The sequence below is a fragment of the Clostridium nigeriense genome (genome assembly GCF_050585245.1).
Lineage (GTDB): Bacteria > Bacillota > Clostridia > Clostridiales > Clostridiaceae > Clostridium > Clostridium nigeriense_A.
The window spans coordinates 1-1,026 of sequence record NZ_JBNOOF010000036.1; the positions used below are offsets into that span (position 1 = coordinate 1).

The 1,026-nt window shown below is 28.4% G+C and carries 1 protein-coding gene; it reads left to right on the top strand.

The genetic code is table 11. From position 1 onward, the window contains the following. Nucleotides 1-13: 13 nt before the first annotated feature. A partial coding sequence (locus tag ACQPUY_RS17690) for a capsid protein (protein WP_430843365.1) occupies nucleotides 14-1,026 on the top strand: 1,013 nt, incomplete at its 3' end.

Consider the following 1,026-nt stretch of genomic DNA (forward strand, 5'->3'; position numbering starts at 1 on the left):
AAGGAGAATAGATATGGGATTAATAGGAGGATTTAAAAGTATGTTAACAAAAGCAGCAATTAAATATTTAAATGTTCAGCCTGCATCACAAAGCAGCATTAATATACAAGAAGCATATACCTATGAAACTAATCTAATAAGAAATAAACTTTGGTATAGAGGAGAAGCTTATGAGTTAGAGCAATTCTTTAAGAATATAAGCAGTGATCCAGTAAATAAAGCTAGGTTTTGGAGTGCTGTACCAAGTGAAAATTTAAGTATTAGAAAAATACATAGTGGCTTGCCTGCTATGATAGTTGATAGGCTTAGTGATATTATAGTTGCAGATATAGATAGCATTGAATTAAAGAAAAAAGAAGATGATAATAAACTTTGGGAAGAAATAAGAAAAGATAATAAGTTTGATGAAATGATAGGTGATGTTATTTCTAAGGTGCTAGTAAGTGGAGATGGAGCTTTTAAAATATCAATAGATAAAGAAGTAAGTAAATATCCTATACTAGAATTCTTTGATGGATCTATGGTTGAATATGAAACTAATAGAGGAAGATTAAAAGAAATTAAATTTATAACTTATTATAATAAATCAAATTATAAAAGATATAAGCTAGTAGAGATATATGGAAAAGGATATGTAAGATATAAGCTTTATGATGAAAGAGATAATGAAGTATCATTATCGGCTATAGAAGAAACATCTAATTTAGTTGATGTAACCTTTAAAAGTGATTTTATTATGGCATTACCTTTAATGTTCTTTAAGAGCGTTAAATTTGAAGGTAGAGGAAAGAGTTTACTAGATAGTAAATCTGATTCATTTGATGCATTAGACGAGGTTATAAGTCAATGGATAGATGCAATAAGAGATGGAAGAGTACAAAAGTATATTCCAGAAGATTTAATACCTAGAAACCCTAACACAGGAGAGTTATTAAAACCTAATTCATTTGATAATAAGTTTATAGCTGTAGGTACAAGCCTTGCAGAAAATGCAAATAATCAAATAGATATGAAACAAGCAGATAT